The following is a 26,505-nucleotide window of genomic DNA, read 5'->3' as shown; positions in this document are numbered from 1 at the left end:
GGTCTACCCAGACCACCCCCGCGCCAGTGCTAGCTTTGCGTACCGTCACTTATTGCACTGAAAACGAGGAGACCCCGCAAGGCGGTGTCGGCTTTAAGCGCCAACCGCCGCTCTACATGCGGCCCGGCGATGTGGTGGAAGTGGAAGTGGACGCGTTGGGCGTGCTGCGCAATCCCATCGAGGCCGAGTTAGCCTGAACACGCCGAGAAGTCACCAGAGTTTCAGAAATTCCTCGACGAACAATCGCTCAAACCCGCAGGTGGCACGCCCGAGCAGTTCGCCACTTCATGCATGCCGAGACACAGAAATGGGGCGCAGTCATCAAGCGTCAGAACATACAGGTGGAGTAACGACCATGGTGCCGCCCCGCATCGGCGGCACCCGCGGCGGAGACACCAGCTGACACAGCAGCAATGAAGCGCGAGCAACGAAAGGAGCGATCCTGCCGCCAATCTTGAAGAGTTCTGTCTGCGCAACTGAGCGACCTCTAAGGGTCAGTTCAAACTCGAGTCCGTTCACTGAAGTGGGACGACTGCGCTCGAGTTTTTCTTTCACCAGAACTTCCATGAAGGACGTCGCGCTTCTTCCTGTCGCTGTTCCAGAGGGCGCAAATCCAAACCGTCGTAAATGGTATCGTTCGCAGGCGTCGAAAACCGGCGGCGAACCTCGCGCTCGAGCTCGTGCGCTATCCCTCTTGCCTTCTTGTCGCCACGCAGCGCACGCGCTCTCCATTCATGCGCCTGAGCCTTCAATTCATGGTCTTGCAAGTCCTGGGGTTCCATCGTCGCATCATTGTGCCGCACCCCAACGAACTGGACCGGCGAGTCGTTGGCCACCAAATTTGGTCTCACATTCTGAGAGCGGAAAGGGGGTGCGGACGTTTACTTGGACTGGTTTTATGCCGTGAGTCCAAGGCTCTCCCGGTATTCGATGGGACTGAGAGAGCCAAGGGAGATCTTGATGCGCTTCTCGTTGTACCAGCGGATGTAGGAGTCCACAGCGCCAATGAATTGCTCAATGGTCGTGGCCTGCCAATTCCTGGATAGAACAGTTCCGTTTTCAGTCGGCCGAAGAATCCCTCGCATGCAGCGTTGTCCGGTGAGCACCCCTTGCGCGACATCGAGCGAATCAGGTTCGCTCCCCCGATCCTCGATAGCCAGCCAGGCCAACGATAGTGGGCTCCACGATCAGAATGGACGACTGGCCGGTCGTTGGTATCGACCACCGTTTCAATGGCTGCATCGAGCATCGTGTTGACGAGTTCAGCGTCAGGGCGCGTCCCGATGGTCCAGCTGACGACCAAGCCATCGAAGCAGTCGATGATGGGCGACAGGTACACCTTGCCGGCCGGGATCTGGAACTCGGTGATGACGCGACTGCAGCGTTCGGCGAATCACCGATGACCTGATCACGGCTTGGGAGCTCTATCTGTTCTGCAGTGCGGTCGACGACGTTTCAGCCCGCATTCATCCCAGAGAACGATGCAGGGAAGTTCTCTGCCAGGTAGCTCTCACCCCGCTCCAACACGAAGTAGCGAAAGGCCTCGGCAGCTGGAGACAGCAGCTTGGACAAGGTGTGCACTACGTTCCAGGCGCGCACCACCGGAGCACCTTCCACGTCCAGCACCGTCAGCAGCCGGCTGTTCAGCTCCAGCCCCACGGTATGCAGCGACAAGAAGCTCAGACCCATGCCGGCCATCACGGCCTGTTTGATGGTCTCGTTGCTGGCCATTTCCATGATCACGCGCAACTCGACGTGCTCGCTGAGCAAAAACTTCTCCAGCGCGGCGCGTGTGCCGGAACCCTGCTCACGCACGATGAAGTCGTATTCCTTGAGCAGAGCTGCGGGCATCTGGGCCGCCAGCGCCAGCGGGTGATCGACCGGTGCCACGAACACGTGCGGGTGCGCAGCAAACGGCTCGGCGCGCGTGGCCAGTTCCTTGGGCGGGCGGCCCATGATGGCGATGTCCACCTCGTTGGCGTGCAGCATCTTCACCAGTTGTTCGCGGTTGCTCACTGCCAGACGCAGGTCGATGTTGCCGTGCTCGCGCCGGAACTCAGCCAAGAGATGCGGCAGAAAGTATTTCGCCGTGCTCACCATGCCGATCACCAGAGTGCCGGTCTCCAGTTTCTGTAGTCGGGCCGCGGCGTCTTCTGCATCCTTGAGCGTGGCCAGCATCTTGCGCGCATAAACCAGCATGTACTCGCCCACGGTGGTCAGCGCCACCTTGCGGCCGTTGCGCTCGAACAGGGGCATGCCCACGTGCCCTTCCAGCTCCTTGATCTGCATCGTCACCGCCGGCGGGGTGAGGTGCAGCACCTGCGCCGCCCGCGCAAAGCTGAGGTGGCGCGCCACCTCGCTGAACACGCGCAATTGCCGGAAGGTGGCGTTCTTCATTAAGTAAAACCTTAATCGAAATTCAAGAAATCGTGAATTTACTTTATTTACACCCAAATTTAAAGTCCGCTCCACCCCAGACAAACCTCACTTTTTGGAGCAACACATGAGCAACGCCCCCGTAGGTTCCACCGAGATCAAGGACGCCAAAAAGCGCTACAGCGCAGGCGTGCTCAAGTACAAGCAAATGGGCTACTGGATGCCCGATTACGTGCCCAAGGACACGGACACGTTGTGCCTGTTCCGCATCACCCCGCAGGACGGGGTGGACCCCGAAGAAGCCGCCGCCGCTGTGGCCGGCGAATCGAGCACCGCCACCTGGACGGTGGTGTGGACCGACCGACTGACCGCCTGCGACAGCTACCGCGCCAAGGCCTACAAGGTGCAGCCGGTGCCCAACCGCCCGGGCGAGTACTTTGCCTGGGTGGCCTACGACCTGATCCTGTTCGAAGAAGGCTCCATCGCCAACATGACGGCGAGCCTGATTGGCAACGTGTTCAGCTTCAAGCCGCTGAAGGCCGCCCGCCTGGAAGACATCCGCATCCCGGTGGCTTACGTGAAAACCTTCAAAGGCCCGCCGACCGGCCTGGTGGTCGAGCGCGAACGGCTGGACAAGTTCGGCCGCCCGCTGCTGGGCGCCACCACCAAGCCCAAGCTGGGCCTCTCGGGCCGCAACTACGGCCGCGTGGTGTACGAAGGCCTCAAGGGCGGGCTCGATTTCATGAAGGACGACGAGAACATCAACTCGCAGCCTTTCATGCATTGGCGCGACCGCTTCCTCTTCGTGATGGACGCGGTGAACAAGGCCAGCGCCGAGACCGGTGAAGTGAAAGGCAGCTACCTGAACGTAACCGCCGCCACGATGGAAGACATGTACGAGCGCGCCGAGTTCGCGAAAGAACTGGGCTCGGTCATCGTGATGGTGGATCTGGTCATTGGCTACACCGCCATCCAGAGCATGGCGAACTGGTGCCGCAAGCACGACATGATTATGCACATGCACCGTGCGGGCCATGGCACCTACACGCGGCAGAAGAACCACGGCGTGAGTTTCCGCGTGATCGCCAAGTGGCTGCGCCTGGCGGGCTGCGACCACCTGCACACCGGCACCGCGGTCGGCAAGCTCGAAGGCGACCCGCTCACGGTGCAGGGCTACTACAACGTCTGTCGCGACAGCTACACCAAGACCGATCTGCCACGTGGCCTCTATTTCGACCAGGACTGGGCCGACCTGAAGAAGGTCATGCCCGTGGCTTCGGGCGGCATCCACGCCGGCCAGATGCACCAGCTGATCGACCTCTTCGGCGACGACGTGGTGCTGCAGTTTGGCGGCGGCACCATCGGCCACCCCATGGGCATCCAGGCCGGCGCGGTGGCCAACCGCGTCGCGCTGGAATGCATGGTGAAAGCGCGCAACGAGGGCCGCAACCTGCTGGAGGAAGGCCCGACCATCCTGAAGCAGGCCGCGCAGCACTGCAGCCCGCTCAAGGCCGCGCTCGATACCTGGGGCGAGATCAGCTTCAACTACCAGAGCACCGATTCCAGTGACTACGTGGCTACGCCCGCGATGGCCTGACCCGCTCCAACACAGAGGACCGCACACCATGATGACCAACCCCACCGGCCGCCTCACACAAGGCCAGTTCAGTTTCCTGCCCGAGCTCACCGACGCGGAGATCACCGCGCAGATCGAGTACGGCCTCAAGCGTGGCTACGCCTGGAGCGTGGAATACACCGACGACCCGCATCCGCGCAACACCTACTGGGCCATGTACGGCCACCCGATGTTCGACCTGCAGGACGCTGCCGGCGTGCTGCAGGAAGTGCAGGCTTGCCGCAAAGCATTCCCGCGCCACTACATCCGCATGATGGCCTTCGACTCGACGCGCAACGTCGAGACCATCGTGATGAGTTTCATCGTCAACCGACCCCCCACCGAACCCGGCTTCATGCTGGAGCGACAGGAAGTGAACGGCCGCAGCCTGCGCTACACCACGCGCGGCTACGGCGCGGTGCGCCCTGAAGGCGAGCGTTACCAAGACGCAACCTGAAAGCACGGGCCGCCATGTCGTACCTCATTCCTGGCAGCACGCCGCCACCACTCGATGCCGCCGTGACCACCGCGGCCGCATCGGTGGAGGGCCCGGCACCGGCCCACACCCCGGCAAAGGCACCGCGCTCGGTGGGCGCGGTGCTGGCCAGCACGCAGGTGGAGGCCGTGCTGCAGGAACTGGACGATGAGCTTGTGGGCCTGGCGCCAGTAAAGGCCCGGGTGCGCGACATCGCGGCGCTGCTGGTCATTGACAAACTCCGCACCGGCCTGGGTCTGCCTTCGCAGCCGCCCAGCCTGCACATGTGCTTCTCGGGCAACCCCGGCACCGGCAAAACCACGGTGGCACTGCGCATGGCGCAGATCCTTCACCGGCTGGGCTATGTGCGCAAGGGCCACATGGTGGCCGTGACGCGCGACGATCTGGTGGGCCAGTACATCGGCCACACCGCGCCGAAGACGCGCGAGGTTTTGAAGAAGGCCATGGGCGGCGTGCTCTTCATCGACGAGGCGTACTACCTCTACCGCCCCGAGAACGAACGCGACTACGGGCAGGAGGCGATCGAGATCCTGCTGCAGGTGATGGAGAACCACCGCGACGACCTCGTGGTGATCCTGGCCGGCTACGAGGACAGGATGAACACCTTCTTTCAGTCCAACCCCGGCATGCGCTCGCGCATTGCGCACCACCTCACCTTTCCCGACTACAGCGCCGGCGAGCTGATGCAGATCTCGCGCAGGATGCTCGCCGAGCAGAATCACCGCTTCAGCCCGGAAGCCGCCGAGGCCTTCGGACGTTACCTCGGCCTGCGGCTGGAGCAACCCCATTTCGCCAATGCGCGCAGCGTGCGCAACGCGCTCGACCGTGCACGCCTGAGACAGGCCAGCCGTCTGTTTTCGCAGCCTGACCACGAGCTCAGCGCGGAAGAACTCACCACGCTGCAGGCGAGCGACATCCTTGGCAGCCGCCTCTTCGGCGCCGAAGGAGCAACCCATGCTTGAGGCCCTCATCTTCGACGTCGACGGCACCCTGGCCGACACCGAAGAAGCCCACCGCACCGCCTTCAACGACGCCTTTGCCGAAGTGCGCCTGGACTGGCATTGGGACGAGACCACCTACATCCGCCTGTTGCAGGTCTCTGGCGGCAAGGAACGCATCGCACACCACTGGCACATGGTCGAACCCGAGATCGCCAGCGGCGCCGCGGCGCGAACCACCATCGACCGCGTGCATGCCATCAAGACGCGCCTCTACGAAAGCCGCGTGAGCGGCGGCCAGCTGCCGCTGCGCCCAGGCGTGTTGCGCCTCATGCGCGAGGCGCTCGCTGCCGGCCTTCGCCTGGCCATCGCCACCACCACCACACCAGCCAACATCGATGCCTTGCTGCGCACCCCACTCGGGCCGGATTGGCGGCGCCACTTCGCGGCCATCGGTGATGCGGCCACCGCCGCACGCAAGAAGCCCGACCCGCTGGTGTACCAGCAGGTCTTGTCCACCCTGGGCCTGCCGGCGCAGGCCTGCCTGGCCTTCGAGGACTCGGCCAACGGCCTGCGCGCGGCCACCGCCGCCAGCCTTCAGACCCTGGTCACACCCACCGTGCACACCACCGGCCAGCGTTTTGACGACGCCCTGCTGGTGTTGCCGCACCTGGGCGATCTCGCACAACCCTTGCCCCAGGGTGTCGCTGGCATGGACCAGCGCTGGGTCACGGTGGACGCCCTGCGCCGCTGGCACGCCGGCAGCACCCTGTTCGAGTCGGCCTGATCGGTCGCGTCCATTTCCCCCACACAACAGAGTCGCCCCACGATGTCCCGAGCGAACCCGCCCCTCCTGCCACCCTCCCCCGTTCGGCTGGCACCCTCCATCCTGTCAGCCGACTTCGCCCGCCTGGGCGAAGAAGTGCGCGCCATCGAAGCGGCGGGCGCGGACTTCGTGCACTTCGACGTGATGGACAACCACTACGTGCCCAACCTCACCATCGGCCCGCTGGTGTGCGAGGCGATCCGCCCGCATGTGCAGATTCCGATCGACGTGCACCTGATGGTGGAGCCCGTGGACGCGCTGGTGCCGCTGTTCGCCAAGGCGGGTGCGAGCTGCATCACCTTCCACCCCGATGCCTCGCGCCACGTGGACCGCACGCTGCAACTGATCCGCTCGCACGGCTGCAAGGCAGGGCTGGTGTTCAATCCCGCCACGCCGCTGGCCTGGATGGACCACGTGATGGACAAGCTGGACATGGTGCTGCTCATGAGCGTGAACCCGGGCTTCGGCGGCCAGGCGTTCATACCTGCCACGCTGCACAAGCTGCGCGAGGCGCGCCGCCGCATCGACGCGCACACCACCGCCGGTGGCCAGCCCATCTGGCTGGAGGTGGACGGTGGCGTGAAGCTGGACAACATCGGCCAGATCGTGCAGGCCGGCGCCGACATCTGCGTGGCCGGCAGCGCGGTCTTCGGCGCGCCCGACGCGGGCGGCGGCTACTACGGCGTCATGGGCGCGCTGCGCAAAGCCGCAGATTCAACCGATCGTCATTCCAGCAACCCCACGCGGAGCACACCATGCCATTGACCGGCCGCAAGACCCTCACCCAGTACCTGATCGAAGAACGCCGCCGCTTCCCCCAAGCCAGCGGCGACTTCAACGCGCTCATTCTTGACGTGGCCATGGCCTGCAAGGCCATCGCGCGCGCGGTGGCATTCGGCGCGCTGGGCGACGTGCTGGGCAACCACGCGGCCGAGACCGGGGGCTCGGTCAACGTGCAGGGTGAAACACAGAAGAAGCTGGACGTGCTGAGCAACGAGTACTTTTTGCGCATCACCGAATGGGGCGGCCACCTAGCGGGTATGGCGTCGGAAGAGATGGACGCGCCGTACCAGATTCCCCGGACCTACCCGCGCGGCAAGTACCTCCTGGTGTTCGACCCGCTCGACGGCTCCAGCAACATCGACGTGAATGTGTCGGTGGGCAGCATCTTCTCGGTGCTGCGCGCGCCGGCAGCCGAAGACCGCGAGGTGACCGAGTCCGACTTCCTGCAACCCGGCACGCAGCAGGTGGCCGCCGGCTACGCACTCTACGGCCCCACCACCATGCTGGTGATCACGGTGGGCAATGGCGTGGCCGGCTTCACGCTCGACCCCAACCTGGGCGAATTCATCCTCACCCATCCCGATCTCACCGTACCCGCCGACACGCAGGAATTCGCGATCAACGCGTCCAACAGCCGCTTCTGGGAAGCGCCGGTGAAGCGGTACGTGGACGAATGCCTGGCCGGCAAGACCGGCCCGCGCGCCAAGGACTTCAACATGCGCTGGATCGCCAGCATGGTGGCCGAGGCGCATCGCATTCTCATGCGCGGCGGCGTGTTCCTCTACCCGCGCGACACGAAGGACGCATCGAAGCCCGGCCGCCTGCGCCTGTTGTACGAGGCCAACCCCATCGGTTTCATCATGGAACAGGCCGGCGGGCGCGCCAGCACCGGGCGCGTTCCCATGCTCGGTGTGCAGCCCGAGGGCCTGCACCAGCGCATCGGCCTGGTGTTCGGTTCGAAGGACGAGGTGGAGCGCATCGAGCGCTACCACGCCGAACCCGTCCGCAAAGACCTGGACAACCCCCTGTTCCACGAACGCAGCCTGTTCCGCGTCTGAGCGGTCGGCCTCCACGCTTGCATTCGCACCGATTCTTCAACTTCACGGGACGTCACCATGTCTGAGCGCCACCCCATCATCGCCATCACCGGCTCGTCGGGCGCGGGAACCACTTCGGTCACCCGCACCTTCGAGAACATCTTCCGCCGCGAAGGCGTCAGCGCCGCCATCATCGAAGGCGACAGCTTCCACCGCCACGACCGCAAGGAGATGAAGCAGCGCCAGGCAGAGGCCGAGCGCGCCGGCAACGGCCACTTCAGCCACTTCGGCCCGGAGAACAACCTCTTCCCCGAACTCGAAGCGCTGTTCGCCGCCTATGGCCGCAGCGGCACCGGCATGTCGCGCAAGTACCTGCACGATCCCGACGAGGCCGCCCCCTACCGGCAGGAGCCCGGCACCTTCACCCCATGGGAAGAACTGCCTACCGGCACAGACCTGCTGTTCTACGAAGGTCTGCACGGCGCAGTGATCACGCCCGACGTGAACATCGCCCAACACCCCGACCTGCTCATCGGCGTCGTGCCGGTGATTAACCTGGAGTGGATCCAGAAGCTCTGGCGCGACAAGTCCAAGCGCGGCTACAGCACCGAGGCGGTGACCGACACCATCCTGCGCCGCATGCCCGACTACGTGAACTACATCTGCCCGCAGTTCGCGCACACGCACGTCAACTTCCAGCGCGTACCGTGCGTGGACACGTCCAACCCCTTCATTGCGCGCGAGATTCCCGCGCCGGACGAAAGCTTCGTCGTGATCCGCTTCGCCAAACCCAAGGGCATCGATTTCCAGTACCTGCTGAGCATGGTGCACGACTCGTTCATGTCGCGCGCCAACACCATCGTGGTGCCCGGCGGCAAGATGGAGCTGGCGATGCAGCTCATTTTTACGCCCTTCATCTGGCGGATGATGGAGCGCAAGCAGAGGGCCTTCGCATGAGCACCGCCCGCAAACCACCCAATCTCGATCTTGCGCGCCGCATGGCGAACGCCATCCGCATGCTGGCGGTGGACGCGGTAGAGGCCGCGAACTCGGGCCACCCGGGCGCACCCATGGGCATGGCCGACATCGCCGAGGTGCTGTGGAACCGCCACCTGCGCCACAACCCCGCCAACCCCGCCTGGCACGACCGAGACCGCTTCGTGCTCTCCAACGGCCACGGTTCCATGCTGCTGTACGCGCTGCTGCACCTCACGGGCTACGACCTGTCGATGGACGACCTGCGCCAGTTCCGCCGCCTGCACAGCAAGACCGCCGGCCACCCTGAAGTGGGCGTGACACCGGGTGTGGAAACGACCACCGGACCGCTGGGCCAGGGCCTGGCCAACGCGGTCGGCATGGCGCTGGCCGAGAAGCTGCTCGCGCACCAGTTCAACCGCCCCGGCCACGACATCGTGGACCACCACACCTACGTGTTCCTGGGTGACGGCTGTCTCATGGAAGGCATTAGCCACGAGGTGTGTTCGCTCGCAGGAACGCTCCGCCTGTCCAAGTTGATCGCGCTGTACGACGACAACGGAATTTCCATCGATGGCCATGTGCAGGGCTGGTTCACCGACGACACACCGCGCCGCTTCGCTGCCTACGGCTGGCACGTGGTCACAGTGGACGGTCACGACCCCAGCCTGATCCACGCCGCGCTGCAGCGCGCACGCAGCGCGGCCGCGCAGGCCGAGGGAAAGCCCACGCTGATCTGCTGCAAGACCGTGATCGGCAAGGGCGCGCCCAACAAGCAGGGCAGCCACGACGTGCACGGCGCCGCCCTGGGCGCCGCCGAGGTTCAGGCCACGCGCGAGGCGCTGGGCTGGAGCGCCGCGCCCTTCGAGATTCCGGCCGACATCGCTGCCGCATGGAACGCCACCGAGCGCGGGTGTGCGCTGGAAACGCAATGGCTGGCGCGTCTCGCCGCCTACCGCCAGGCCTTCCCGGTCGAAGCCGCCGAGTTCGAACGCCGCATGGCCGGCGACCTGCCCGAGGCCTTCGTGAACGAGATTCCCGCGCTGGTGGCGGCGCTCGGCCAGTGCACCGATGCGGTGGCCACCCGCAAGGCCAGCCAGCTCGCGCTCGATGCCATGGCACCGAAGCTGTCTGAAATCTTCGGCGGCAGCGCCGACCTCACCAGCTCCAACCTCACCAACTTCAAGGGCTGCGTCACCGCCGGGCCAAACAAGGCTGGCCGCTTCAGTGGTGGCAACCACCTGAGCTACGGCGTGCGCGAGTTCGGCATGGCCGCCATCATGAACGGCATGGCACTGCACGGTGGTTTCATTCCCTACGGCGGCACCTTCCTCGCGTTCAGCGACTACAGCCGCAACGCGGTGCGCATGGCCGCGCTGATGAAGCTGCAGGTGGTGCATGTGTTCACGCACGACAGCATCGGCCTGGGCGAAGACGGTCCGACCCATCAGCCGGTGGAGCATGTGCCCAGCTTGCGCATCATCCCGGGGTTGGACGTGTGGCGGCCCGCCGATGCGCTGGAAACGGCCGTGGCCTGGTCCCATGCGCTGCTGCGGCGCGACGGTCCCACCGCGCTCGCGCTCTCGCGTCAGAACCTGCCGCAGCTGGGCGATGCGTCGCGCGCAGCGGACATCCGGCGCGGGGGCTACGTGCTCTCGGACATGGACGGTGCTCAGGCGGTGATCGTCGCCACCGGTTCCGAAACGGCGCTCGCCATGCAGGCACAGACCGCGCTCGCGGCCGAAGGCATCGCCACACGCGTGGTCTCCATGCCCTGCACCAACCTGTTCGACCGGCAGGACGCCGCCTGGCAGGACGCGGTGCTGCCGCCCGCGCTGCCCGCTATCGCGGTGGAGGCCGCGCACCCCGATTTCTGGCGCAAGTACGTCGGCCGCACCGGGCGCGTGGTGGGCATGGCGAGCTTCGGCGAATCGGCACCCGCGAAAGACCTGTACGCACACTTCGGCATCACCGCCGCGCGCGTGGCCGACGAGGTGCGCGCACTGGTGCACCCACGCCCGCGTGTGCGCGCCGGCATCGAAGCGGTGACGGCATGAGCGCGAACGTCCAGGCTTTCGACTTGGCAATGTTCGACCTCGACGGCACCCTGGTCGCCACCGCCGGCGAGATTGGCGACGCCGTCAACGACACGCTGGTGCGCTTCGAGCTGCCAGCGGTCTCGCAGGTGCAGGTGGAGCGCTGGATCGGCCACGGCACGCGCGAGCTGCTGATCCAGGCACTGGCATCGGCCAGCGACACCACCGCCGAGGTGATCCGGTCCAGCAGCTCACTGAGCTTGATCGCTGCCGAATTCGATCGCCACTACCAACGCCGTTGCGGCACGCGCAGCCAGCTCTACCCCCAGGTGCGCGACACCCTGTTGGCCCTGCGCGAGCGCGGCGTCAAGCTCGCCGTCGTGACCAACAAGGAAAGCCGCTACACCGCCACCGTGCTCGATGCACACCGCCTCGCACCGCTGTTCGACCGCGTGATCAGCGGCGACACCCTGCCCACCAAGAAGCCCGACCCCGCTGGCATCCACAGTTGCCTCACGCAGTTCGGCGCGGCCGCAGAACGCGCGCTGTTCGTGGGCGACTCCTCCATCGACGTGGCCACCGCGCGCAACGCCGGCGTGCGCGTGTGGGCGCTGCCCTATGGCTACAACATGGGTGAGCCCATCACCGCCAGCCGACCCGATCGCGTCATTCCCGACATTTCTCTCCTGCTGAACTGAATTTCTTTCGAACATTCCATGACACAGAAAGCCCCCATCAAGATCGGCATCAACGGCTTCGGCCGCATCGGCCGCAACGTGCTGCGCAGCGCGATCCAGAACTTCCAGGACATCGAAGTGGTGGCCATCAACGACCTGCTGGAGCCGGAGTACCTGGCGTACATGCTGCAGTACGACAGCGTGCACGGCCGCTTCAAGGGCGACGTGAAGGTTGAAGGCAACACCCTGATCGTCAACGGCAAGAAGATCCGCCTGACGCAGGAGCGCGACCCGGCCAACCTGAAATGGGCCGACGTTGGTGCGGAGGTCGTCATCGAATCCACCGGCCTGTTCCTGGACAAGGCCACCGCGCAGAAGCATCTGGATGCGGGCGCGAAGAAGGTCATCCTGTCGGCCCCGAGCAAGGACGACACCCCGATGTTCGTCTTCGGCGTGAACGACAAGACCTACAAGGGCGAGGCCATCATCTCCAACGCCAGCTGCACCACCAACTGCCTGGCGCCCATTGCCAAGGTGCTCAACGACAAGTGGGGCATCAAGCGCGGTCTGATGACCACGGTGCACGCGGCCACGGCCACGCAGAAGACGGTGGACGGCCCGAGCAACAAGGACTGGCGCGGCGGTCGCGGCATCCTGGAAAACATCATCCCTTCCAGCACCGGTGCGGCCAAGGCCGTGGGCGTGGTGATCCCCGAGCTGAACAAGAAGCTCACGGGCATGTCCTTCCGCGTGCCGACCTCCGACGTGTCGGTGGTCGACCTGACGGTGGAACTCAACAGCGAAGCCAGCTACGACGAGATCAAGGCCGAGATGAAGGCCCAGTCCGAAGGCGCGCTCAAGGGCGTGCTGGGCTACACGGAAGACAAGGTGGTCGCCACCGATTTCCGCGGCGATACCCGCACCTCGATCTTCGACGCCGAAGCCGGCATCGCGCTGGACAAGACCTTCATCAAGGTGGTGAGCTGGTACGACAACGAGTGGGGCTACTCCAACAAGTGCCTGGAAATGGTGCGCGTCGTGGGCTACGCGAAATGAAGCCTCTGCGATTCAGCGATGTGTGTGCAACCGGCTTCGCGCGCGGCAAGCGGGTCTTCATCCGTGCCGACCTCAACGTGCCTCTATCGCCCCCCATGCTTCGCTGCCCCCCCGAGGGGGGAGCAACCGCCTTGGGGCGGCCCGGCGGCGGCTGGGACGACAGCGGCCGCATCACGGAAGACACGCGCATCCGCGCTAGCATCCCGGCCATCCAGATGGCGCTGGACGCCGGCGCGGCGGTCATGGTCACGAGCCACCTGGGCCGGCCCACCGAAGGGGCGTTCAAGCCCGAGGACTCGCTCGCCCCCGTGGCCGCACGCCTGGGCGAGCTCATGGACCGCCCGGTGCGCCTCGTGGCCAACTGGATCGACGGCGACTTCTCGGTCGCCCCCGGCGAGGTCGTGCTGCTGGAGAACTGCCGCCTCAACGTGGGCGAGAAGAAGAACAGCCCCGAACTCGCGAAGAAACTCGGCGCGCTGTGCGACATCTTCGTGCACGACGCCTTCGGCACCGCCCACCGGGCCGAAGGCACCACCTACGGCATCGCCGAGACCGCGCCCATCGCCTCCGCCGGCCCGCTGCTGGCGGCCGAGATGGACGCCATCGCCAAGGCGCTGGCCGCGCCGAAGCGCCCACTGGTCGCCATCGTGGCCGGCAGCAAGGTCAGCACCAAGCTCACCATCCTCAAGAGCCTGGCGAACAACGTGGACAACCTGATCGTCGGTGGCGGCATCGCCAACACCTTCATGCTGGCCGCCGGCCTGAAGATCGGCAAGAGCCTGGCCGAAGCCGACCTGGTGGACCAGGCCAAGGCGGTAATCGAGGCGATGAAGGCGCGTGGTGCCGAGGTACCGATCCCGACCGACGTGATGACCGCCAAGGCTTTCAGTGCCGATGCGCCGGCCACGGTCAAGAAGGCCACCGACGTGGCCGACGACGACCTGATCCTGGACATCGGCCCCGAGACCGCGGCCAAGCTGGCGGCACAGCTCAAGCAGGCCGGCACCATCGTCTGGAACGGCCCGGTGGGCGTGTTCGAGTTCGCCGCGTTCGAAGGTGGCACCAAGGCGATTGCGCAGGCTATTGCCGACAGCAGCGCCTTCAGCATCGCCGGTGGTGGCGACACGCTGGCCGCGATTGCCAAGTACGGCATCGAGAAGGACGTGGGCTACATCTCCACCGGCGGCGGCGCTTTCCTCGAAGTGCTCGAAGGCAAGACGCTGCCGGCGTTCGAAATCCTCGAACGCCGTTCGTCCTGATGCCCCCTTTTCTTTTTCAATCCACAGGAGATTCCCATGGCGCTCGTTTCCCTCCGACAGGTGCTCGATCACGCAGCCGAACATGGCTACGGCGTGCCCGCCTTCAACGTCAACAACCTTGAACAGATCCTCGCCATCATGGAAGCCGCGCAGGAGACCGACAGCCCGGTGATCCTGCAGGCCTCGGCCGGCGCGCGCAAGTACGCGGGCGAGGCCTACCTGCGCCACATGGTGCTGGCGGCGGTGGAGGCCCACCCCGACCTGCCCGTGGTGCTGCACCAGGACCACGGCGCCACGCCGGCGGTGTGCATGCAGTCGATCCGCTCCGGCTTCACCAGCGTGATGATGGACGGCTCGCTGCGCGAGGACGGCAAGACGCCGGCCACCTACGACTACAACCTCGCGGTGACACGCCGCGTCTGCGACATGGCGCATGCCGTGGGCGTGTCGGTGGAGGGTGAACTCGGTTGCCTGGGTTCGCTGGAAACCGGCGAGGCGGGTGAAGAAGACGGCGTGGGCGCGGTGGGCAAACTTACGCACGACATGATGCTGACCGATCCCGACCAGGCCGAGGACTTCGTGCGCCGCACCGGCGTGGACGCACTGGCGATCGCCATCGGCACCAGTCACGGCGCCTACAAGTTCACGCGCCAGCCCACCGGCGACATTCTCGCCATCGACCGCATTGCAGCCATCCACGCCAAGGTGCCGAACACGCATTTGGTGATGCACGGCAGCTCCAGCGTGCCGCAGGAGTGGCTGGCCATCATCCGCGAGCACGGTGGCGACATCAAGGAAACCTACGGCGTGCCGGTGGAAGAGATCCGGCGTGGCATCCAGAACGGCGTGCGCAAGGTGAACATCGACACCGATATCCGCCTGGCCATGACCGGCGCCATGCGCCAGACCTTCGCGAAGGAACGCAGCGAGTTCGATCCGCGCAAGGCGCTGCTGGCCGCCAAGAAGGCCGCGCGCGGCGTGTGCCGAGAACGCTTCGAAGCGTTTGGCAGCGCGGGACAGGCAGGAAAGATGAAACCCGTGCCGCTGGACGCAATGGCCGACAGCTACGCCTGAGGTGCCAGCGGCAGCTCCAGCACAAACTCGGCACCGCCACGCTCGGCATCGGATTCCGCGTTGCGGGCGCTCAGCCGTCCGCCGTGCTGCTCCACGATGCCGTAGCTGATCGACAGGCCCAGGCCCGTGCCCTTGCCCACCGGTTTGGTGGTGAAGAAGGGATCGAAGATGCGCAGCAGGTGCTCGGGCGGAATGCCCGGGCCGTTGTCGCGCAGCACCACGCGTGCCATGCCATCGGCCTGGTCGATGCTCACCCAGATGCGCGGTGCCGCGTGCTGGCCCACGGCGTCAAAGCCGTTCTGCAGCAGGTTCATCATCACCTGCTGCAACTGGCCGGCGCTGCCCATCACGGTGCAGGGTGCGCCGCCGGCCCATTGCACATCGATGGGCGTCGAAAGCCCCTTCTGCACCCAGTGCACGGCGCGCTCGATCACGTCCACCAGGTTGACCGGTTTGCGCTCCTCTGAATCCATCGCCGAGAAGCGTTTGAGGCCATGCACGATGTCGGCTGTGCGCTGCGCGCCTTCCAGCGTGCCCTCAATCAGCGAGGGCAGATCGGCCAGCAGGTGCTCGATTCGCAGCTTGCGTCGCATCTCATCCAGCACGGCCGGCGGCTCGTGAGCATGCATCGCAGCGAGGTAGGTGCGCAGTCGGTCGCTGTACTTGCTGAGCGCGTGCACGTTGCCCAGCACGAAGCTGATCGGGTTGTTGAGCTCGTGTGCCACGCCAGCTACCAGCTGGCCGAGCGAGGCCATCTTCTCGGAGTGCAGCAGCTGCTGCTGCGTGCGCTTCAAGGCCTCGTGCGCGGCGCGCATCTCGTGGTACGCGCGCTTGAGCTCGGCCGTCGGACGACCCACCCACACCGTGCCGACGCGACGGCCCCGCTCGCCGATGCGCGGTGTGCAGTTCGCATCCACCGAGACGGCCTGGCCTTGCCGGTCCAGCAGGTTGAGTTCGATGCCCTCGCCTGCACGCGGTGCGTCGGCCTTTTCCATCGCCGCACGCGCCAGCTCCTGGCTCTGAGCGTCGGCCAGCAGGCCGTAGAGCGGCGTGCCGCGCAGCTGCTCCTCGGGGCGCCCGGTCAGCTCGCAGAGCGCGGCGTTGGCCTGCTCGATCACGCCGCTGTCGTCGCAGACCACCAGCACGTCGGACATGGAGGTGAGCACGCTGAAGATGAACTGTTGCGACTGCTCCAGCTCGGCGTTCTTCTTCTCAAGTTCGACCTCATCGTCGATCAGCCGGGTGTAGACCTCGTCCATCTTCTGGATGACGTCCATCCAGGTGGATTCGTCCACACCATCCATCGGGCCGGTGGGAAGCGGCAGACTGGGCGGGCGCGGCTTGTTCATCGTCAGTGGACGGTGCAGACCATGCACGGGTCGAACGAGCGAACGATGTGCTGCACAGCCACCGGTGTCTTCTCGCCTTCGCGCACCGGCGCGTTCACCAGCGCCTGTTCGAGTGCGCCCGGTATGCCGGCGGCGTCTCGTGGCGAGAAGTTCCAGCTGGTGGGCGCCACGATCTGGTAGTTGGCGATGCGCCCGTTCCTCAGGACCACCCAGTGCCCCAGGCTGCCGCGCGCGGCTTCCGACAGGCCGACGCCACTGCCCTCGTCGGGCAACTCGGACGGCACGCAGAAAGGCTCTGTCGGGCGCAGAGCGCCGAGCCAGTCTTCCATCATGGGGACCACGCGCGCGAGCTCCAGAACACGCGCGAGCACGCGGGTATAGACGTTACCGCCACAGCGCACCACCGCATCGCGCACTAGGGGGTGGCCGGCGGCGAGCTGGCGCGCGATGGCACCGGTCTCGATCACTTCGCCACCAAGACGCGGCGCCTTGTTCCAGGTGTAGCCGCGCGCCTTGTCGGGGTCGGGCCGGGTCTGGCCCTGCAGCGGGTGCAACGGGCCGCTGCCGTCGGCCAGCCACGCGTGTGTGGCGTCTTCGGTGATGGCGCTGGCGTCCACCGCGTCGAGCCGCGCCATATCGGCGCGCCACACGCCACCGGGCAGAGCCCAGCCTCCATCGGGCTGGGCATAGGCGCCGTAGCTCAGGTAGCGACCCGGCCCGGGGCCGAGCGTGTGCAACTGCAGCTCCCGCACCAGCGTGAGGAAGAAACGGAGGTCGCCCCTCAGCGGAGCTTGTGCGTGCCAAGTCCACAGCGCGTCTTCGCTGTCGATGCTGTTGATGGCTTCCAGTGGCGCGGCAAACAGCTGGCGTTCCAGGAATGAGCGGAACTCGCGCACACGCGAGAGCAGCCGCACGCGCTCGGCGGCGTCGATGGGGCGCGTGCTGCCACCGGGTTCGATGGACTGCGTGTGCGGCCACTTGCCACCCAGCGTGCCCAGCAAAGTGAACCAGCGCTGGCGCGCCGCGGTGGCCGCGCGCACCTGCTCACCGCGGTTAGGCGCAAAACGGCGCACCGCCTCGGCATGCCAGCCGTGGCCGGCGTACACCGGGCGCGCAAAGTCGGGCATGAAGAACAGGTAGAAGTGCGTGAGGTGGTCGGCCAGGTTCTCGGTCGCCAGGATCACGTTGCTCGCGTGCTGCCCGTTGGCCGGCATGGCGATGCCACCCAGGTGCGCCAGCGCGCGCGCCGAAGCCACCGACTGCGACACCGAGCAGATGCCACAGATGCGTGGCACGTACACCAGCGCATCGTGCGGCGCCTTGCCCTGCAGGATCTGCTCGAAGCCGCGGTACATGGTGGCGTTGACCTGCGCCGAGGCCACGCGGTCGCCCTGCACGTCGAGCTGGACTTCCAGATCGCCTTCGACGCGGTTGAAGGGGCCAACGAGCAGACGTGTCATTTCAAGCGCGTCTTCCGCACAGCCGGCTTGACGACGAGGTGGTCGGCCACCGCGTTGTGCTTCACGCGCTTCGGCGTGGCGCTCTTGGAGAGCGACGCCAGCGCCACGAACCAGGCCTTGGGCATGTCGGTGGGCAGGCCGATGGGAATGCCGGCGAGCTTGGGCGTTTCGTGGAACGGGTGGCCGGGTTCCTGGAAGCCCGGTTCGGTACAGGCGATGCAGGCATAGCCGCCGCGGGTGCACGAGCCTTCGCCGTTCCACAGCCGCGTGTTGCAGTCGGCGTGCACCTGCGTGCCCTTGCAACCCATGTGTTCCATCATGCAGCCGAGGTCGGACGGCTTCTCTGCACTCGCCTTGAACTCGTAGTACTCGTTGCGCGTGCAGCCGTGGTGCACCAGCTGGTCGGCGTAGAAGCGCGGGCGGTTGAGCGGGTCGAGGTCGTCTGCGCCGAAGCTGTCGGCGGCCAGCGCCATCAGTGTGTCGATCACCCAGCTCGGGTGCGTCGGGCATCCGGCCACATTGATCACTGGCAGGCCACTGGCCGAGCGGAAAGCCGCGCCGAGCAGGCCACCCGCTTCGTCGTCTTCGTATTGCAGACCGCACGCGTCGGTGGGGTTGTCGCCACCGGCGGTTATGCCGCCCCAGGCCGCGCAGCTGCCCACGGCCACCACGTGTTTCGCGCGCGCGCTGAGCCGGCGCACCCAGTCGATCATCGGCAGCTGCGTGCCGGCCAGCATGTGAAAACGGCCGGTGCCGTTCGGGCCGCGCAGCAGCGAACCTTCTACGCACAGCGCGTCCAGCCGCGTGCGGCCGTCGAGCACCGCGTCGAGCAGGTCCAGCAGTTCGTCGCCGCTCTCCATCGACAGCGAGGGATGCCAGAGCAGGTGGATGCCTGCGTCGCGCAGGTGGCCCTGAAAGTCGGTCGTGTCCGCGCACAGCAGCGACATGCTGCAGCCGCCGCACCCACCGCTCTGAAGCCAAAGAACGTTCAAGCCCCCACGCTCCACCGCTGCGCGGGTCGCTGCCCCCCGAGGGGGCTGATCCGGCTTGGGGCGGCCCGGCGCCGTATCGTTCAGTGCCATGTCACTTCTCCAGTCCCAGGCGTTGCATCTTGCCGCGCAGGCCCACGCGCGAGAGGCCGAGTTCCTGCGCCACGCGGGTCTTGTTCCAGCGGTGGCGCTGCAGGGTCTCGCGCAGCACCATCGCCTCGATCACGTCCAGCCGCTCGGCCAGCGTGCCGCTGGTGGGCAGGGCGGCCTGCAGGTCTTCGCCGCCCTTGCCGTGGCCTTGCAGCACGCGCGCCGAGAACGACGCGGCTTCCAGCTCGCGCCCGTCCTGCAGCGCGAGCGCGCGCGCGATCTCGTTGCGCAGCTCGCGGATGTTGCCGGGCCAGGGGTAGGCGAGCAGGCAGGCCAGCGTGGCGTCGGGCAGCGAGGCGCCGGGGTGGCCCAGCTCGTTTGCCACGTCCTGCACCAGCTGGTGCGCGATGGGCGCGATGTCGGCCGCGCGCTCGCGCAGCGGCGGCACGGTGAGCGTGACGCCCGCCAGCCGGTAGTACAGGTCTTCGCGGAACAGGCCGTCGCGCACGCGCTGCTCCAGGTCGCGGTGGGTGGCGGCGATCACGCGCACGTCCACCGGCATCGGGCGCGCGCCGCCCACGGGCCGCACCTCGCCTTCCTGCAGCACGCGCAGCAGCTTCACCTGGAACGCGGGCGAGGTCTCGCCGATCTCGTCGAGGAACACGGTGCCGCCGTGCGCGCGCTGGAACAGGCCGGGGTGGTCTTCGTAGGCGCCGGTGAAGGCGCCGCGCTTGTGGCCGAACAGTTCGGACTCGAGCAGCGTGTCGGGAATGGCCGCGCAGTTCTCCACCACGAAGGGGCCGGTCAGGCGCGGCGAGGCGTAGTGCACCGCGCGCGCCAGCAATTCCTTGCCGGTGCCCGACTCGCCGAGCACGAGCACCGCGATGTCGTAGCGCGCCACGCGCTGCGACATCGCGCACACGGCGTCCAGCGGGCTGCCCGGCGCGCGCACGATGCGGTCGAAACCGAAGCTGGCGCGCGCGCGGTCGATCTGCGTGGCGGTGCGCTGGCGCAGCACGCCGGTGCTGGTGCGCAGCTCCAGGTCGAGCCGGCTGGTCTGGCGCTGCAGCGACTGCGCCTCCACCGCGTTGCGCACCGAGTCCAGCAGGTGGTCGGGCGCCCAGGGCTTGAGGATGTACTGGTAGATGCCGGCCTCGTTGATGCCGGCAATGATGTCCTCGCTGTCGGTGTAGCCCGAGATCACGATGCGCACCGCCTCGGGCCAGCGCTCGCGCACTTCCTTGAGGAAGGCCACGCCGGTGATGCCCGGCATGCGCTGGTCGCACAGGATCACACTCACCGGCTGGCGCTCCAGCAGGCCGCGCGCCTCGTCGGCGCTGCTGGCGGTGAACACGGTGAAGTCCTCGTCCAGCGTGCGGCGCATCGCGTCCTGCGAGCGCACCTCGTCGTCCACCACCAGCACGGTGGGCAGGGCGTCGATGGGCAATGGCGCGTTCATCGGTGCAAGGCCAGGTGGCGCGGCGTCCAGGCGTGCGGCACCTTGTGCACGAAGTGGTGGCGCGCGACGTGGTAGCTGGGATCGAAGCCGTAGAAATTGCGGTGCATGCGCGCGAGTTCCTGTTCGCGGTGGTGGGCCAGCGGGCGAAGGTTTTCATCGCGCTCGCGGGTGGCCTGGCGGGCCGCCAGCCTCTGCGGCAGATTGTAGGAGGCCGCGAGCGCCAGCGCGCGTTCCAGGCAGCGCGTTTCGAAGCCCTCGCGTGCCCCATCGTCGCAGTGGTCGATCAGGCCCATCGCCGCGGCCTCGCGCGCCAGCAGCGGCAGGCGCTGCGCCATCAGCGCCTTCGCGCCGGCCTCACTCAGGCGGCGCGGCAGCAGGTAGGTCCAGTACTCGGAGCCGTAGAGGTTGCCCATATTCTTGTAGTGCGGGTTGAGCACCACGCCACCGTGCGCCCACACCTCGTCCGCCGCCAGCGCCAGGAAGGCACCGCCCGCGCCCGCGTTGCCGCGCAGCACGCTCACGGTGAGGCGGTCCGGCGTCTCGATCACGGCGAGCGCCGCGTCGTTCATCGCCTGGATGTGGCGCCACGAGGCGTCGGCCGCGCTGTCGCCGGGCCGGTGCGCGGCCGCCTCGATGGCGTTGAGGTCGATGCCGTTGCTGAAGAAGTCTTCACCCCCCAGCAGCATGAGCACGCGCACCGGCCGCTCTCGCAGTTCGAGCAGCGCGTCGCGCAGGCGCTCGCAGCGCGCGATGGACATCGCACCGTTGTGGAAGTCGAAGCGCAGGCAACCCACGCGCGCGCCGTCGGGGCCGTGTTCGGTGTAGCGCAGCTCGCTCCACTCGTCGTCGGCGCGTTGCAGCGGCACGGGCAGGCGGGGCAGGGCGAGGGCCTCGGTGGCGAAGGCGTCGGCCGCGGCCTGCTTGAAGCCGGGTGCGCCGTCGGCCACGCGGCGCGCCTGGCCGATCCACACGCCGCCATCGCGCGTGCGGCGCAGCAGCGCGCCATCGCGCACCGCCAGCACCTCACCCGGCGCGGCGTGCGCGAAAGCCGCCATCGTGGCGGCAGAAGCGGCGTGGCCGTCGCCCAGGTGGCAGGCGTGGCCCCAGAGCGCATCGAGCACGCCGGGCTGGCCGTCGGCGCAGCGCAGCCGCGCCAGCACCTCGGCGGTGCCGTGCCGCGCCCAGTCGATGGCGCGGTCGGCCTGCCGCATCGCGGGCCGCCATTGCGCGGGTGGTGGTGCATCGCCATGGCGCTCGCCGTTCCCGAAACGCTGCACGGCGGCGAGCGTGGCCTGCAGCGCGGCCTGCGTGACCTCGCGGCGGTACAGGCTGCCCTTGCTAGCTTCGCGCATGGCAAACGCCGCGTGCGCCCACACCGGGCCGGCGTCGAAATCGGCGTTGGCCTGCAGCACCGTCACGCCCCATGTGCGCTCGCCGCGCAGCACCGCCCAGTCCAGCGCGCTCGGCCCCTGGTCGCCCGGTGGGCCGGGGTGCACCACCAGGCAGGTGAGCGCCTGCCACACGCTGGCCGGTATGCGGCGCTTGAGAAAGGGCGCGAGCAGCAGGTCGGGCCGGAACAGCGCCACGGCCTCTTCGGTCACGCGGTCGTTGATGTCGAGTTCCACGCTCACCGTGTGGCCGCGCGCGCGCAGCTCGGCGAACAGGCGCTGCGTGAGGCTGTTGAAGCTGTGGCACAGCAACAGGATGCGCAGGCCGCCGGGTGCTGCGCTCATGTGGGTGGCCGCAGGCCCTGCAGCTCGCGCGCGGCGTGCTTGCGGCCCATGTGGGCCGAGAGCCGCGTTTCGATGTGGTCCAGCGCGGTGTTGAACGAAGTCACCGTGCGCGCGGCGCGCAGGGGCTGCACCACCTCGGGCGTGTCCACGCCGAAATGCGCCGCCAGCCGCGCCAGGGCCTGGCGGCACAGCGCTTCGTGCACCGGCGCCGGCAGCTCGCGTTCCAGCTCGGTTGGGGGCGAAGGCGGCGGTGGTGACGGTGCGGCCGGCGGTGCCACCGGTTCGATCAGCCCCAGCGCCAGCAGCGCCTGCATGTGTTCGCGCACCTGCGGCACACCGCGCTCGGCCAGCGCGCGCACCGTGTCGCTGCCGTTCACCATGATCAGCACCGAGCGCATGGCGGCCGGCACGCGCTCCGAGCGCTGCACGATCTCGGCCCGTCCGCGCGCGGTTTTCTGGAACACCTGAGAAGACACCATCAACTCCTTCCGGCGCGAAGTGCTTTCATCCAGAGACAACGAGGGTCCGGCTTCGCCGGCCCAAGTTGTCGCCCCCTCGGGGGGAGGCGCCGAAGGCGACGCAGGGGGGTCAACATATCCTGGGAAGCTGTTCACCGCTGAGCCAGTCGACCACGCGCCGCCCGCCGAAACGCGTGGCCATCTGCACGAAGTGGTGCGGGTCGGTGGTGACCTCGCCGATGCGCGCGGCCTCGGCGCCCAGTGGATGGGCGCGCATGGCGGCCAGCACCGCGTCGGCCGCCTCGGGCGCACACACCGCGACCAGCTTGCCTTCGTTGGCCACGTACAGCGGGTCCAGGCCGAGCAGTTCGCAGGCCGCGTCCACCTGGGCGCGCACCGGAATGGCGGCCTCCTGCAGCAGCATGCCCACGCCGGACTGGCGCGCGATCTCGTTCAGCGTGGTGGCCAGCCCGCCGCGCGTGGGGTCGCGCAGCACGCGCACCGCGCCCGGCGCGGCGTGCAGCATGGCGGCCACCAGCGTGTGCAGCGCGGCGGTGTCGCTTTCAATGGTGGTCTCGAACGCGAGCGACTCGCGCTGCGAGAGCACCGCCACGCCGTGGTCGCCGATGGTGCCGGAGAGCAGCAGCACGTCGCCCGCGCGCGCGTTGCGCCCGGCGATGTCCACGCCCGGCGGCACCACGCCGATGCCGGTGGTGCTGATGAACACGCCGTCGCCCTTGCCCTTCTCCACCACCTTGGTGTCGCCGGTGACGATGGGCACGCCGGCGGCGCGCGCGGCCGCCGCCATGGAACGCACGATGCGCTGCAGCTCGGCCAGCGGAAAACCTTCTTCCAGGATGAAGCTCGCGCTCAGCCACAGCGGCGTGGCGCCGGACATGGCCACGTCGTTCACCGTGCCGTGCACCGACAGGCAACCCACGTCGCCGCCGGGAAAGAACAGCGGCGAGACCACGTGGCCGTCGGTGGCCATCACCAGCCGGCCCTGGCCGTTTGGGAACGCGGGCAGCGGCAGGCGCGCGCCGTCGTCGCCCTGGCGCAGGTAAGGGTTGTCGAAGGCGGCGAGGAACAGTTCCTCGATCAGCTGCGCCGCCGCCTTGCCGCCCGCGCCGTGGCCCATGTCCACGCGGCCGTGTTTGATGTCGAGCGGTCGGGTGTAGTTCTTCTTCACCGGCTTCGGCGCCGGGGCCTCGCCGCTGGCGGTCTGGTCGATGTCGGCTCTCATGGTGTGGCCTCCTCGGTGGCGGCCACGACCGGAATGTCGCGGAAGCGCCCGTAGGTGTAGTGCGCCGCGCAGGCGCCTTCGCTCGACACCATGCACGAGCCCACCGGGTTCTCGGGCGTGCACACGGTGCCGAAGATCTTGCAGTCGGTCGGCCGCTTCACGCCGCGCAGGATCGCGCCGCACTCGCAGGCCTTGTTGTCGGCCACCGGCTTGTAGTCGAGCGCAAAGCGGCGCTCGGCGTCGAAGGCCGCGTAGGCCTCGCGAATCTTCAGCGCGCTGTACGGCACCTCGCCCAGGCCGCGCCATTCGAAGCTGGGCCGCAGCTCGAACACCTCGGACACCACGGCCTGCGCCTTCAGGTTGCCTTCGGAGGTGACGGCGCGGCGGAACTGGTTCTCCACCTGCGCGCGGCCTTCGTTGACCTGGCGCACCAGCATCAGGATGGCCTGCATCACATCCAGCGGTTCGAACCCCGCGATGACGACCGGCTTGCGGTATTCCCCGGCGAAGTGTTCGTAGGGGCCGGAGCCGATCACGATGCTCACGTGCGCGGGGCCGACGAAGCCGTCGATGGGCACGGTGCCGTACTGGCGCACCTCGGGCGATTCGAGGATGTGCGTGATGGCCGAGGGCGTGAGCACGTGGCAGCACAGCACGCTGAAGTTGGTCAGGCCTTCGCGCTTCGCGAGCTGCAGCGTGAGGGCGGTGGGTGGCGTGGTGGTCTCGAAACCGATGGCGAAGAACACCACCTCGCGCTGCGGGTTCTGCCGCGCGATGGTGAGCGCGTCGGCGGCGGAATACACCATGCGGATGTCGCCGCCGCGCGCCTTCGCGCGGATCAATGAAAGGCTTTCCGAAGCCGGCACGCGCATGGTGTCGCCATAGGTGCAGACGATGGCGCCCTGCGCGAGCGCGAGGCCGATGGCCTGGTCGATGCGGCCGATGGGCAGCACGCACACCGGGCAGCCGGGGCCATGCACCATCTTCACGTTGGGCGGCAGCAGCTCCATCACGCCGTAGCGCGAGATCGCGTGCGTGTGGCCGCCGCAGAACTCCATGAAGCTGTAGGTGCGCGCCGGGTCGGCCTCGGCGGCGATGCGCGCGCCGATCTGCTGGGCGAGTTCGCCGTCGCGGAATTCGTCGATGTATTTCATTTGATCGTCTCCACCACCACGTCTTCATTCAGCTGCGCCATCTCCGCGAACATCGCGAGCGTGCGCTCGGCCTCTTCGGGGTCGATGGTGCCGATGGCGTGGCCCACGTGCACGATCACGTAGTCGCCCACCTGCACGTCGGCGACCAGGGCGATGGAGATCTCCTTGCGGATGCCACCGAGGTCGACCACGGCCTGGTCGTCGGGTCGCAGCTCCACCAGCCGCGCGGGTATGGCTAGGCACATGGTTGGGATTCCTTTTCGTGGGTGTCGTTGTGGTGTGCGGTGCCGGCTTCGAGCTGGCGCGCCGCGACCCAGGCCTGGCCGAGGGCGAGACCGGCATCGCCACAGCCGCTGGAGCCTGGCAGGTGCACCGCGAGGCCGGCGGCGCGCAGGCGTTCGCTCACGCGCTCGCGCAGCACACGGTTGAAGAAGCAGCCGCCACCCAGGCACACGGTGCGTGTGCCGTGTGCGCGCGCGGCCTGTGTGGCCCAGTGCGCCAGCGCGTCGGCCAGCGCGAGGTGAAAGCCCGCCGCCGCTTCGTCCACGCGCTCCGCGGGCACGTCGAGCAGGCGCGCGAACAGACCGCGAAGGTCCAGGCGGTGCTGGCCATCGGGCAGGGTGTCGGTGAGCAGGTCCACCAGCGCGTCGGCCAGCGGCTCGGGGCCCGCGTGGTGCGCAAGCCAGCGGCTGGCCGCCGCTTCCAGCGCGATCGCGGCCTCGGCCTCGTCGGTCTGGCGCACGCTCAGGCCCAGCGCGGCGGCGGCGGCGTCGAACCAGCGGCCGGTGCTGCTGGTGAGCGGGCTGTTCAGGCGGCGGTCCAGCATCTGCCGCACACCGCTCGCCGTGGCCTCGCCCACCGCTGGGGCGAAGCGCGGCACGATCTCGTCGCCGCGCTCCAGCGCGTGCAGCGCGCTCGCGGCCATGCGCCAGGGCTCGCGCGCAGCGCGGTCGCCGCCGGGCAGCGCGAGCGGGTGCAGGTGGCCCAGGCGCCGCAGCCGCGCGCCGTCCACCAGCAACAGTTCGCCGCCCCAGGCTTCGCCGTCGTCCCCGAGGCCCACGCCGTCCAGCGCGAGACCGATCACCGGGCCTTCGATTCCCTGTTCAGCCACCACCGCCGCGATGTGCGCGTGGTGGTGCTGCACGCCGATGACGGGCACGCCCAGCGCGTCCGCGAGTTCCACGGCGAAGCGGGTGCTGAAGAAATCGGGGTGCAGGTCGTGCGCCACCGCCTGCACCGGCTGGCCGTGCCGGCCCAGCAGCGCGCTCGCCGAGGCTTCCAGTGCGGCGCAGGCCACCGGGTCGCTCAGGTCGCCGTGCACTGGCGACCAGTGGGCCTGCCCGCGCGCGTCGAGCAGGCACGCGGCGTTCTTCAGCCAGGCGCCGCAGGCGAGCACGGAAGGGGCGGTGCGTTCCATGATGC

Annotated in this window: 24 protein-coding genes and 2 pseudogenes; 13 read left to right on the top strand and 13 right to left on the bottom strand. The window is 67.7% G+C overall.

The genetic code is table 11. The features are described 5' to 3' along the window. A pseudogene (locus AC1RDS_RS19855) lies at positions 1-197 on the top strand (hypothetical protein); the annotation flags it as partial. A gap of 354 nt (positions 198-551) precedes the next feature. Here the strand turns inward: AC1RDS_RS19855 and AC1RDS_RS19850 are convergent. From AC1RDS_RS19850 to AC1RDS_RS19840, 3 genes and pseudogenes are all read right to left on the bottom strand, one after another. Then, positions 552-782 carry a hypothetical protein gene (locus tag AC1RDS_RS19850; RefSeq protein ID WP_492227277.1) on the bottom strand — a complete coding sequence of 77 codons (231 nt, stop codon included), beginning with the start codon at positions 780-782 and terminating at the stop codon, positions 552-554. Between the two features lie 114 nt (positions 783-896). After that, positions 897-1,369: pseudogene (locus AC1RDS_RS19845) on the bottom strand (IS3 family transposase); the annotation flags it as partial. Between the two features lie 86 nt (positions 1,370-1,455). Then, positions 1,456-2,397, bottom strand: coding sequence for a LysR family transcriptional regulator (locus AC1RDS_RS19840; RefSeq protein WP_026436943.1), 942 nt, complete (start codon positions 2,395-2,397; stop codon positions 1,456-1,458). Between the two features lie 106 nt (positions 2,398-2,503). Here AC1RDS_RS19840 and AC1RDS_RS19835 point away from each other — a divergent pair, with 106 nt between their 5' ends. From AC1RDS_RS19835 to fba, 12 genes are read left to right on the top strand one after another with little or no spacing between them, the layout of a single operon-like run. Further along, positions 2,504-3,973, top strand: a complete 1,470-nt coding sequence (locus AC1RDS_RS19835) for a form I ribulose bisphosphate carboxylase large subunit (protein WP_026436944.1) — start codon at positions 2,504-2,506, stop codon at positions 3,971-3,973. 28 nt (positions 3,974-4,001) lie between these two features. Then, positions 4,002-4,448 (top strand): ribulose bisphosphate carboxylase small subunit, encoded by a 447-nt coding sequence (locus tag AC1RDS_RS19830; RefSeq protein ID WP_026436945.1) that lies wholly within the window; start codon positions 4,002-4,004, stop codon positions 4,446-4,448. A 14-nt stretch (positions 4,449-4,462) separates the two neighbouring features. Then, complete coding sequence (cbbX, locus tag AC1RDS_RS19825; RefSeq protein WP_081679689.1) at positions 4,463-5,449, top strand: CbbX protein; 987 nt, start codon at positions 4,463-4,465, stop codon at positions 5,447-5,449. Further along, complete coding sequence (locus tag AC1RDS_RS19820) at positions 5,442-6,212, top strand: HAD-IA family hydrolase (RefSeq protein ID WP_108498030.1); 771 nt, start codon at positions 5,442-5,444, stop codon at positions 6,210-6,212. Before cbbX ends, AC1RDS_RS19820 begins: the two co-directional genes overlap by 8 nt. Before the next feature lie 42 nt (positions 6,213-6,254). After that, the gene (gene rpe / locus AC1RDS_RS19815; RefSeq protein ID WP_051248945.1) at positions 6,255-7,016 is read left to right on the top strand and encodes a ribulose-phosphate 3-epimerase; all 762 of its coding nucleotides are present in this window, start codon (positions 6,255-6,257) and stop codon (positions 7,014-7,016) included. Then, positions 7,007-8,092: a class 1 fructose-bisphosphatase gene (locus AC1RDS_RS19810; RefSeq protein ID WP_026436948.1), complete on the top strand. Its 1,086-nt coding sequence runs from the start codon at positions 7,007-7,009 to the stop codon at positions 8,090-8,092. The genes rpe and AC1RDS_RS19810 overlap by 10 nt, the downstream gene beginning before the upstream one ends. 57 nt (positions 8,093-8,149) lie before the next feature. After that, positions 8,150-9,028 carry a phosphoribulokinase gene (locus tag AC1RDS_RS19805; RefSeq protein ID WP_026436949.1) on the top strand — a complete coding sequence of 293 codons (879 nt, stop codon included), beginning with the start codon at positions 8,150-8,152 and terminating at the stop codon, positions 9,026-9,028. Continuing rightward, positions 9,025-11,103, top strand: coding sequence for a transketolase (gene tkt, locus AC1RDS_RS19800; RefSeq protein ID WP_273625345.1), 2,079 nt, complete (start codon positions 9,025-9,027; stop codon positions 11,101-11,103). The genes AC1RDS_RS19805 and tkt overlap by 4 nt, the downstream gene beginning before the upstream one ends. Next, complete coding sequence (locus AC1RDS_RS19795) at positions 11,100-11,780, top strand: HAD-IA family hydrolase (protein ID WP_108498947.1); 681 nt, start codon at positions 11,100-11,102, stop codon at positions 11,778-11,780. Before tkt ends, AC1RDS_RS19795 begins: the two co-directional genes overlap by 4 nt. An 18-nt stretch (positions 11,781-11,798) precedes the next feature. Beyond that, a complete protein-coding gene (gene gap, locus AC1RDS_RS19790) occupies positions 11,799-12,815 on the top strand; it encodes a type I glyceraldehyde-3-phosphate dehydrogenase (protein ID WP_108498946.1) in 1,017 nt (338 codons plus the stop codon). Continuing rightward, entirely contained in the window at positions 12,812-14,074 is a 1,263-nt protein-coding gene (locus AC1RDS_RS19785; protein ID WP_026436952.1) for a phosphoglycerate kinase, read from the top strand. The genes gap and AC1RDS_RS19785 overlap by 4 nt, the downstream gene beginning before the upstream one ends. Before the next feature lie 36 nt (positions 14,075-14,110). Further along, positions 14,111-15,148: a class II fructose-bisphosphate aldolase gene (fba, locus tag AC1RDS_RS19780; RefSeq protein WP_026436953.1), complete on the top strand. Its 1,038-nt coding sequence runs from the start codon at positions 14,111-14,113 to the stop codon at positions 15,146-15,148. Here the strand turns inward: fba and AC1RDS_RS19775 are convergent. From AC1RDS_RS19775 to AC1RDS_RS19730, 10 genes are all read right to left on the bottom strand, one after another. Then, positions 15,139-16,497, bottom strand: coding sequence for a sensor histidine kinase (locus AC1RDS_RS19775; RefSeq protein WP_051248948.1), 1,359 nt, complete (start codon positions 16,495-16,497; stop codon positions 15,139-15,141). The genes fba and AC1RDS_RS19775 overlap by 10 nt on opposite strands. 2 nt (positions 16,498-16,499) lie before the next feature. Next, on the bottom strand, positions 16,500-17,957 hold the full coding sequence (locus AC1RDS_RS19770) for a nickel-dependent hydrogenase large subunit (RefSeq protein WP_492227276.1): 1,458 nt from the start codon (positions 17,955-17,957) through the stop codon (positions 16,500-16,502). Further along, positions 17,954-18,949, bottom strand: coding sequence for an NADH-quinone oxidoreductase subunit B family protein (locus tag AC1RDS_RS19765; protein WP_026436956.1), 996 nt, complete (start codon positions 18,947-18,949; stop codon positions 17,954-17,956). The genes AC1RDS_RS19770 and AC1RDS_RS19765 overlap by 4 nt, the downstream gene beginning before the upstream one ends. Positions 18,950-19,040: 91 nt before the next feature. After that, positions 19,041-20,495: a sigma-54-dependent transcriptional regulator gene (locus tag AC1RDS_RS19760; RefSeq protein WP_026436957.1), complete on the bottom strand. Its 1,455-nt coding sequence runs from the start codon at positions 20,493-20,495 to the stop codon at positions 19,041-19,043. Next, positions 20,492-22,228, bottom strand: coding sequence for an enoyl-CoA hydratase-related protein (locus tag AC1RDS_RS19755; RefSeq protein ID WP_273625343.1), 1,737 nt, complete (start codon positions 22,226-22,228; stop codon positions 20,492-20,494). Before AC1RDS_RS19755 ends, AC1RDS_RS19760 begins: the two co-directional genes overlap by 4 nt. Then, on the bottom strand, positions 22,225-22,704 hold the full coding sequence (locus AC1RDS_RS19750) for a hypothetical protein (protein WP_291435515.1): 480 nt from the start codon (positions 22,702-22,704) through the stop codon (positions 22,225-22,227). The genes AC1RDS_RS19755 and AC1RDS_RS19750 overlap by 4 nt, the downstream gene beginning before the upstream one ends. A gap of 112 nt (positions 22,705-22,816) precedes the next feature. Beyond that, complete coding sequence (hypE, locus tag AC1RDS_RS19745) at positions 22,817-23,929, bottom strand: hydrogenase expression/formation protein HypE (protein WP_051248951.1); 1,113 nt, start codon at positions 23,927-23,929, stop codon at positions 22,817-22,819. Further along, positions 23,926-25,083 (bottom strand): hydrogenase formation protein HypD, encoded by a 1,158-nt coding sequence (hypD, locus tag AC1RDS_RS19740; RefSeq protein WP_026436961.1) that lies wholly within the window; start codon positions 25,081-25,083, stop codon positions 23,926-23,928. The genes hypE and hypD overlap by 4 nt, the downstream gene beginning before the upstream one ends. Then, a complete protein-coding gene (locus tag AC1RDS_RS19735; protein ID WP_026436962.1) occupies positions 25,080-25,328 on the bottom strand; it encodes a HypC/HybG/HupF family hydrogenase formation chaperone in 249 nt (82 codons plus the stop codon). Before AC1RDS_RS19735 ends, hypD begins: the two co-directional genes overlap by 4 nt. Then, the gene (locus AC1RDS_RS19730; protein ID WP_026436963.1) at positions 25,319-26,500 is read right to left on the bottom strand and encodes a Kae1-like domain-containing protein; all 1,182 of its coding nucleotides are present in this window, start codon (positions 26,498-26,500) and stop codon (positions 25,319-25,321) included. The genes AC1RDS_RS19735 and AC1RDS_RS19730 overlap by 10 nt, the downstream gene beginning before the upstream one ends. Positions 26,501-26,505 lie beyond the last annotated feature (5 nt).

The sequence above is a fragment of the Acidovorax sp. GW823-FHT02H02 genome, assembly GCF_058797075.1.
Note: the sequence above shows the minus strand (reverse complement) of the source record. Positions and strands in the feature narration are given on the sequence as shown.